The 8122-nt window shown below is 70.6% G+C and carries 7 protein-coding genes and 1 pseudogene; 4 read left to right on the top strand and 4 right to left on the bottom strand.

Going from position 1 to position 8122, the window contains the following annotated elements:
• Positions 1-189: 189 nt before the first annotated feature.
• Both KS423_RS10465 and KS423_RS10460 read left to right on the top strand, forming a co-directional pair.
• Positions 190-1371, top strand: a complete 1182-nt coding sequence (locus tag KS423_RS10465) for a HEAT repeat domain-containing protein (protein ID WP_224277540.1) — start codon at positions 190-192, stop codon at positions 1369-1371.
• 83 nt (positions 1372-1454) lie between these two features.
• A complete protein-coding gene (locus KS423_RS10460; protein WP_224277538.1) occupies positions 1455-2036 on the top strand; it encodes a hypothetical protein in 582 nt (193 codons plus the stop codon).
• Between the two features lie 213 nt (positions 2037-2249).
• On the opposite strand, the gene KS423_RS10455 is transcribed toward KS423_RS10460, so the two are convergent.
• Positions 2250-2540, bottom strand: a complete 291-nt coding sequence (locus KS423_RS10455) for a hypothetical protein (RefSeq protein ID WP_224277536.1) — start codon at positions 2538-2540, stop codon at positions 2250-2252.
• A gap of 85 nt (positions 2541-2625) precedes the next feature.
• Here KS423_RS10455 and KS423_RS10450 point away from each other — a divergent pair, with 85 nt between their 5' ends.
• A complete protein-coding gene (locus KS423_RS10450) occupies positions 2626-2844 on the top strand; it encodes a hypothetical protein (RefSeq protein WP_224277535.1) in 219 nt (72 codons plus the stop codon).
• A gap of 83 nt (positions 2845-2927) precedes the next feature.
• On the opposite strand, the pseudogene KS423_RS10445 reads toward KS423_RS10450, so the two are convergent.
• Positions 2928-3179: pseudogene (locus KS423_RS10445) on the bottom strand (HNH endonuclease); the annotation flags it as partial.
• Between the two features lie 121 nt (positions 3180-3300).
• Between KS423_RS10445 and KS423_RS47975 the strand changes: the two are divergent.
• Positions 3301-4485 (top strand): barstar family protein, encoded by a 1185-nt coding sequence (locus tag KS423_RS47975; protein ID WP_224277533.1) that lies wholly within the window; start codon positions 3301-3303, stop codon positions 4483-4485.
• Positions 4486-4545: 60 nt separating this feature from the next.
• Here KS423_RS47975 and KS423_RS10435 read toward each other — a convergent pair whose 3' ends face one another.
• Both KS423_RS10435 and KS423_RS47970 read right to left on the bottom strand, forming a co-directional pair.
• The gene (locus KS423_RS10435; RefSeq protein ID WP_308020166.1) at positions 4546-4725 is read right to left on the bottom strand and encodes a hypothetical protein; all 180 of its coding nucleotides are present in this window, start codon (positions 4723-4725) and stop codon (positions 4546-4548) included.
• A 129-nt stretch (positions 4726-4854) separates the two neighbouring features.
• Positions 4855-8001: a tetratricopeptide repeat protein gene (locus KS423_RS47970; protein ID WP_224277532.1), complete on the bottom strand. Its 3147-nt coding sequence runs from the start codon at positions 7999-8001 to the stop codon at positions 4855-4857.
• Positions 8002-8122: the final 121 nt, after the last annotated feature.

The following is an 8122-nucleotide window of genomic DNA, read 5'->3' as shown; positions in this document are numbered from 1 at the left end:
TCACACCCCGCCACCACACCAACGAGCACCATCTGCGCTGGTCACGCTTCCGCCGACGCAGCCAGGCCCGAGCCCGCCGCTCCCACTACAAACGCCGAGGCCACAACCCCCAGATGCGGTTGCAGTATTAGGCTTCCTCGGGCCTGTCCTGCTGTACGACGGGCCAGCCGAGCGGGAACGAAAGGCACGATGGTGGAACCACTCATAGCCGCGGTACGGAACGGGGACGCGCAGGTGGTAGACACATTGCTGCGGGCAGGCGCCGACCCCGACACTGCCGACGAGCACGGCACCCCTGCCCTGTGCCTGGCGGTGGAAGCCTTCGATCTCCCGATGGTGGAGACCCTCCTCGCGGCATCCGCGCGTCCGGACCGTGCGGATGCCCTCAGCCGCACCCCGCTGCTTCGCGCGATCGAGATGGGCGCCTGCGACATCACGAACCTGCTCGTCGGCCGTGGCGCCCATATGTGGATCAAGGACGCGGAAGGGCGCGACGCCCTGGCATTGGCCAGGCACTGGCACGAGACGGACCTCGTGGCCGAGCTACGCCGCAAGAGCGGCCGGCAGGGTCCGGTCGATCGCAGTGCCGTCTCGTCCGATTCCGGGTTCGTCTGCGAGCAACTGTCCCTGGGCAGCCTGACCGTCAGAACCGGGCACGCGGCGATACTCACCAATCTGGAGAGGTCGTACGGCATCGCGACGCCCTTCGACGAACTGCTCTCCCGCGCTCTGGCCGAGCCCGACGTCGACCACGAGGTGTGGTGGGCGACGACTGCCACGCTCTCGGGACGACACGGCCCTACCACCTGGAATGCGGCCGTTGCCCTGCGCGACCGGCCCGACCCGTTGGAGCGCTACTTCGGCGCGGAGGTCATCCGCCTGATGAACCTCTTCGACGAGAGTGACGATGCGCCGTTCGACGGACCACTCGCCGACCTCTTCCTGCCCTGGGTGGCGAGCGAGCCGGACCCCCGCGTCACTCGGGTGCTCACCGCCGGACTGGTCGATACCCCGGACCCGCGTCGCGAACGGCCGCTCACCATACTCACCCGTCACATCGACAGCAAAGTCCGGCAAACGGCACTCTCGGGGCTGCACTGCCCGATCGAACGAGGCGATCACGAGGCCCTGTCCGCAGCCGTGGAACGCACAAAGGACGAAGACGCGGCGGTACGCAGGCAAGCATGCCGAGCCCTCGCCTTCGCGCCCACGCACGACCAGGGCGCCACCGACGCACTCGTCACCTGCCTCACCGATCCGGACGAGGACATACGTGTGGAGGCAGCCGTACGGCTCGCGCTACGGGACGATCCACGAGGCGACGAGATCCTGGACAGCCTCTATCCCGCCGACGAGGAGTCCCCCTACTAATGGCTGCTCTACGACGTGTCCCGACACCGTCACGGCTGACGGCCGGTCCGGCGGAGGCCGCCGGACCGGAAGGGGAGGACAGCGTGAGCCTGGACTGGAATCTGGCCGCCACGATTGGGGCTGCGGTCTTCGGCGGGGTATCGGCCGGAGCCGCCACCTGGCAGGCGGCCATCGCCAAGGGCCAGGCGAAGAACGCCCAGGACGGCGCTGCGGCCGCGCAGGCCGCCGCCGAGACCGCCCGGCTCCAGGCCGAGGCCGCCCAGCGCCAGGCCCGCGCCGCCGAGGAACAGGTGACGGCCGCGAAGGACCAGGTGCGCGCGGCCGAGGAACAGGTCACGCTGCTGCGCCGCCAGCTGGACGCCGAGGAAGACCACCGCCGCGAGACTCGGGGACCGCAGTTCACCATCACCGGGGGCTGGGTCGACGGGATCACCGACGTCAACCAGGTCGTCGCTGCGGTCACGCTATGGCAGACCGCCGGCCCCGGTCTGGCCACCGTCACCGCCACGGCGAGCGGCCGTCATGGCCAAGGCCATCACCACCACCGCGCAGTGCGGCCCGATCGCCACCGGCGGCACCGGCACCCTCACCTTCGATCTCGAATACCGCACCCCCGCCGAGGGACAGATCGTCCTCGACCTCCAGTGCACCACCGCCGACGGTGAGACCTGGCAGCGATCCGCCTCGGTGACGATGAGGCCTCCGACCGGGCCCTCGGCACGCTGTGGAACCGGGTCTGCCATCAAGGCGGCACTTCCGCCCCCGGAGCTCTGGCTGTCCCTTTCCTGATCCGCATCGCGCTTGCCTACCCCCGCCACCGCGCCGCCCTCCTGCTCCTGGTCGGCGCGGTCGCGCGTCGGCCGCACTTCGGCGACGGCTCACGTACCGGTCTCCTGCGCGCGGGCGAACTCGCCGGCACCATCCTCATCGACACGAGCGGCTACCTGGAGACCTGGTCGATCGAGGCGGCCCGGAATGCCGTGGCGGCGGACGCGGATCTGCTGTGCTTCCTGCTGGACGACCGCGAAGCGGCCGTCCGCCAGGCCGCCGCCTACGCCCTGGCAGCCGCGCTGCCCCCACCCGGACACGCCCCGGCCGCCCTGCACGCCCTCCTCGCTCGCGAGGACGACCCTGTGACACGCGCCTGCCTGGTTCTGGCGATCGGCCAACTCTCCTGGGAGGAAGGCAAACCCGGCAACCGTCGCACAGCTGCACGAGTGGTGGCGAAACCCCGACCGGCCGACGGACGTGCGCGTGAGCGCCGCCCTGGCCTGGCTGTGCCTCGTCGAGGACCCCATCCCCGCCGAACTCGACACCCTCTTCGACACTGCGGTCACCGACGAGCTGACGGCTCTCCTCGCCCCAGCCCCCTGCCTGCGCGACGCCCAGGACGGCGTCAAGGACAACGGCCTGCTCGTGTGCCTCACCCAGATGCGAAACCCCGACGACTTCCCCTGGCTTGTCGAGTACTGAAGCCCACCACGGTCAAGCTCTGCTACTCGCACACGCAGCAACTACCCGGCCTGCCCCGAGCCGGGGCAGGCCGGGCGCGTCCGCTACGTGCAGGTGTCGAGCATCTCGACCAGGGCGTTCTTCTCGCTCACCGTGGTGCTCAGGCCGTAGACGTACTTGATGTCGGTCCAGGCGCGGGAGTAGGTACACCAGTACGACCGCAGCGGCGGCCTCCACTGGTCCGGCCCCTTGTCGGCCTTTGCCCGGTTCGATGCGGCGGAGACCGCGACCAGCTGCGAGTGGGTCAGGTCGTTGGCGAAGGCCTTGCGCTTGGCCGTGGTCCAGGTGTCAGCTCCGACTGGCGGGGAGCGTCATTCCGAGCGCGCGATATTCGGAAGCCTGCGGCGGCGGTGACTCGTATCGTGTGCGAGCGAAGATCGTCGGTTGGTGGGGAGAAGTGTGCGGTCCGAGGAGCACGTGGCGTGGGGGCGGGACTTCCCGGTCCGGTACCTCCTGGTGCGGGAGTACTACGACGACGATGACGAGAAGGCGGGGGAGCTCTGGGGGCGCTGCGCGGAGGTCGAGGGCTTGTTCATGGACCCGCCTCCGCTGCCGCGTGAGGTCCTGACACTGCGGGGGTGCCAGCGCGAGAGCGGGCTGGCCCAGGCGGTCCTACGGTCGACCGATCCGGTGCGGCTGCTGGGCGATATGGGCCTCTTCATCCACCCCGAAGACGCCGCGACGGACAGCCCCCGGTTCTGGGACCTGGAGAACGTGGCCGTCCTGGCCCACCGGCCCACGCCCGGTGATCCCGATCGCGTGGACATCACCGTGGGTGCCGGCGTCGAGGACGACTGGGGCCCGCAGCTCGAACCCGCCCCGCAGATCGACCTGTCGGCCACCGACTGGGAGGGCAGCTGCCTGTCGATCGACGGCCTGTCCGGCCCGCGTCCCCGGCGGCAGGTTCAGTCGCTGCATCTGATCGGCTGCGAACCCGCCCAACCCCTGCTGGCGGAACTCCGCTCGCCACGGCAGGAGGACGGCCAGGTCATCGGGCTGTGGGCGCTGGACCGCAACGGCCGCTGCATGGCCCAGTACGACCTCCACTTCCGTCCCGGTGGCGCCCGCCCGTCCGTTCTCGGCGGGGCCCTGATCGACATCACCATCCCCGACCCCAGCGGCGGCGGCCGGCACGAACCGTGGCTGGCCGGCCGCCCAGACCTGGCAGCCCGCCAGGTCTGGGACGTCTGGTACGACGGGATTCCCACTCAGCCCAACCAGTGGGCCCCGTTCGACGCCCCGGGCAGGTCCGAGTGGCTCGAGCTCACCAGCGTCGGACCGTACGGTGCGGGTATCGGTCGCTCGGGCGGGACTTACCATCTCGACGGGCGGCACGCCACAGACAAACACGGGCTGCTCCTGGCACTCGGCGAGGCCCTCCTCGGCCCCGGTGCCAACTACGGAAGGGGCCTTGATTCCGTCAAGGACTACCTGTTCGGCGGACCTTCCGTCGTACCCCCGTTCACCCTCGTCTGGCACCATGCCGACGTCGCCCGCACCGCTCTTGCCGAGCACATCCTCAGCCATCGCACTGGTCGGTCGTACTTCGATGAGATCGTGGTCCTCCTGAGAACGTACGGCGTCACCGTCGAACTCCGATGAAGTCAGCCTCCCGGTCCGCCTGGCCCTCCCCGCAGGGCCGGGGGACTCCCCCGGTTGCTGTTATGCGCAGGTGTCGAGCATCTCGGTGAGCGCGCTCTTCTCGGTCTCGGTGACGGAGAGGCCGTAGACGTGCTTGATGTCGGTCCAGGCGCGGGAGTAGGTGCACCAGTACCCGGTCGCCGACGGGCGCCAGACGTCCGGTCCCTTGTCGGCCTTCGCCCTGTTCGAGTCGGCGGACACCGCGACCAGCTGCGAGTGTTCCAGGTCGTTGGCGAAGGCCTTGCGCTTGTCGGTGGTCCAGGTGTCGGCACCGACTGGCAGGGAGCGTCATTCCAAACGCGTGATATTCCCCGTCTGGCCACGGCTGGATTACTCCAGTTCTTCGAGCCGAACGGCTACCTCCGGGGACTGCTGCAGATCTGCTTCGAAGAGGCTGGGGTTGGCTTCGTCGAGGGTGCGACGGATGGCGACGGCTTCCCGGCTGGCGGCCAGGCTCTCGGCTCGTTGGCCCATCTCTCCCAGCCGGTTGGAGAGGTTGTTGAGGGCGATGGCGAGGTTGTGCAGGTAGGCGTCTGGGTTGGCTTCGGCGAGGGCGCGGTAGTGGCCGGTGGCTTCCTGGCTGGCGGCCAGGCCCTCGGCTCGTTGGCCCATCTCTCCCAGCCGGATGGAGAGGTTGTTGAGGGCCATGGCGAGGTTGTGCAGGTGAGCGTCTGGGTTGGCTTCGGCGAGGACGCGGTAGTGGCCGGTGGCTTCCCGGATGGCGGCCAGGCCCTCCTCCCGTCGGCCCACCTCGCTGAGGTCGATGGAGAGGTTGTTGAGGGATGTGGCGAGGTCGGGCAGGTAGGCGTCCGGGTTGGCTTCGGCGAGGGCGCGGCGGATGGTGATGGCTTCCTGGCTGGCGGCCAGGCACTCCTCCCGCCGGCCCACCTCGCCGAGGTCGGCGGAGAGGTTGTTGAGGGCCATGGCGAGGTTGGGCAGGTGAGCGTCTGGGTTGGCTTCGGCGAGGACGCGGTAGTGGCCGGTGGCTTCCTGGCTGGCGGCCAGGCCCTCCTCCCGTCGGCCCATCTCTCCCAGCCGGATGGAGAGGTTGTTGAGGGCCATGGCGAGGTCGGGCAGGTGAGCGTCCGGGTTGGCTTCGGGGAGGACGCGGTAGTGGCCGGTGGCTTCCCGGATGGCGGCCAGGCCCTCGGCTCGTCTGCCCATCCCTCCCAGCCGGTTCGACAGGTTGTTGAGGGCGCTGGCGAGGTTCGGCAGGTAGGCGCCGGGGTTGGCTTCGGCGAGGGCGCGGTAGTGGCCGGTGGCTTCCTGGCTGGCGGCCAGGCCCTCCTCCCGTCGGCCCATCTCGCCGAGGTTGACGGAGAGGTTGTTGAGGGCCATGGCGAGGTCGGGCCGGTGGGCGTCCGGGTTGGCCACAGCGAGGGTCCGGTGGTGTCGGACGACTTCGTCGGTGAGCTGGACAGCGGCGGCGGCGAGGCGATGGCTGGTGAGCGGAAGACAGTCGTGAAGTTCCGTGAGGGTGTTGAGGGAGGTATCCGGGTGGGTGGCGATGGTGCTAATGGCGGCAATCAGTGGGACCGGCTGGTCGGTTCGGATGGCGGCGGTGACGATGTGCGGCGCGAGTTGCTGATGGTGTCGGACACACAGGTCGGTGAGTTGGCTGTCCAGGCGCCCCCGGAAGGCACGGTGTGACGCTGCGCGGCTGTAGACGGTGAGGAGCTGTGCGGCCTGGACGTCGTCGGCACCCTGCAGGAGACAGTCGGCGATGTGGGGGTCGGTTTCGAGGGTGCGGCCGATGTGACGTTCGGCGAGGCGGTCGGGCTGAAGGGCGTCCCAGAGCGGTCCGCCGGTCGCCGAAGTGGGGTAGAGGGTGGTGAGCCAGGCGGTGACCCGGTTGCGGCGGTCGCGGGGCTGGTCAGCGAGTGCGGGCAGGCGCTGCCACAGGTGGTCGGCGTGTTCGCGGTTGGTAGCGCCGACCAGGTGGGCGGCAGCGATCACGGTCTTCAAGGTGTCCATGCTCAGCGCGGGGGTGAGGCCGCTGGCGGTGGCGCTGTCGCGCCAGTAGCGACTCTCGTGGCCGAGCAGCCGGTCCTCGACGTCCCGCGCACCATCCTCGCCTGTGGTGCTGTTCTCGGATGGGTGCCCGCCGTTCCCGGGCTCGGCCGGGACGTTATCGAGGAGGTCGGCGAGGGCGGTCATGTGGAGGGTGAGGGCGTTGCCGTATGCGGCCTGGCCAAGGTTGCGGGGTTCGGGGAGTGCGGTGGCGGCGGTAGTCCAGTCGTGGCCGGTGAGGCCGTCGACGATCGGGAGGGCGGTGGCGAGGGCGTGGGCGGCGTTGCGGTAGTGGGCGGCGCGCTGGCCGGGGTCGTCCTCCAGCGGGGTGAGGTGGTGGGTGTGGGCGGTGGTGAGATGGTCCTCGGCCTGGCGGGTGGCGGTGCGGGCCTGGTGCCACCAGTCGCCGGCGGTGCGGGCCAGGAGGAGAAGTTTGAAGGGGCTGGTGCCGGGGTGTTCGGTGGCGGCTTCGATGATGGCGGTGAGCTGGTCGGGGCGGGTTTCGGCGTAGTCGAGGACGACCAGCAGGGGTTTGGCCGCCCTTCGGAGTTCCAGCAGCTGTTCGGTAAGGGCGCTGGCACGCGGCCACAGGACGGTCCAGCCGTCGGCGGTGAGCCGGTGGGTGAGGTGGTGGGCGAGGCGTGTCTTGCCCTGCCCGCCCGGGCCGTGCAGCAGCCACGCCCCGAACCCGACCCTCTGGCACCAGGTCTGCAGGTCGGCGATCAGGTCCTCGCGGCCGTAGAAGGGGACGGTCTGCCGGCCGGCCTCCAGCAGCGCCGCCGGGGTGGCGGGCCGGGGGCGCCGGGCCGGGAACTGGGCGGGGTCGGCGATGTCCTGGAACTCCACCGCCTCAAGCCTGGCGGCCGGGCCGGTGCCGTGTTCGGTGAGAGCGGCGCGGAAGGCCGGGTCGTGGTGCAGGACGTAGGCAGGGACGACGTTGAGGCGGCCGTGGGCGGAGTGGGCTCGGTCGGAGGCGACGACGCCGGTCAGGAAGCGGTCGCAGAACACCGCCGCCCCGGACAGCCCCGCGAATGGTGAGGAACCATCCGCTGTCCACCCGGCAACGGGGGTGCGCAGGTCCATGACGTACTGGTTGCCGACGAAGCCACTGCCCGGGTTCACCTCACCGCGCAGGTGCGAGGCGTCGACCGCGTGGTCGGGGCGCTGGGCCTCATCGGGCACGCCCCAGGTCTCGCACAGAGTGCCGGGGCGGGTGGTGTCCGGACGCCCCCACTGCACGGGGGCGGTTGGGGGCTGCCAGTACGGGGAGTCGTCCACGAGCACGAGCGCCGCGTCGTCGCGCCCACCCGGGGCGCCGGCCCACACCACGCTTCCGTCCGCGCTGCCGGTGCCAGCCGGGTGGAAGACCGTCACCCTGGTGCCGGTCGGGCCGGTGACGTGGGCGGAGGTCAGGACCAGACGCCCGCCGACCGCGTACCCGGACCCGCGTCCGCCCTGCCCGTTCACCCCGGCAATCCGTACCCGCTCCACCCTGCCCCCTACAACCCACCCTGTTCGCCGCCACATGGTCGCGGGCGGGGGGGGGGGGTGCCGGGGGCGGCCCGGGTGTGATGGGGGTGTGGGGCCG

Origin of the sequence: Streptomyces sp. LS1784 (assembly GCF_020103755.1) — a bacterium.
Classification (GTDB): Bacteria; Actinomycetota; Actinomycetes; order Streptomycetales; family Streptomycetaceae; genus Kitasatospora.
This window is presented reverse-complemented; position numbering and strand designations above follow the sequence as displayed.

Coding starts and splice junctions, on each gene's coding strand:
- KS423_RS10465 (WP_224277540.1), top strand. CDS start 190: ATGGTGGAACCACTCATAGCCGCGGTACGGAACGGGGACGCGCAGGTG.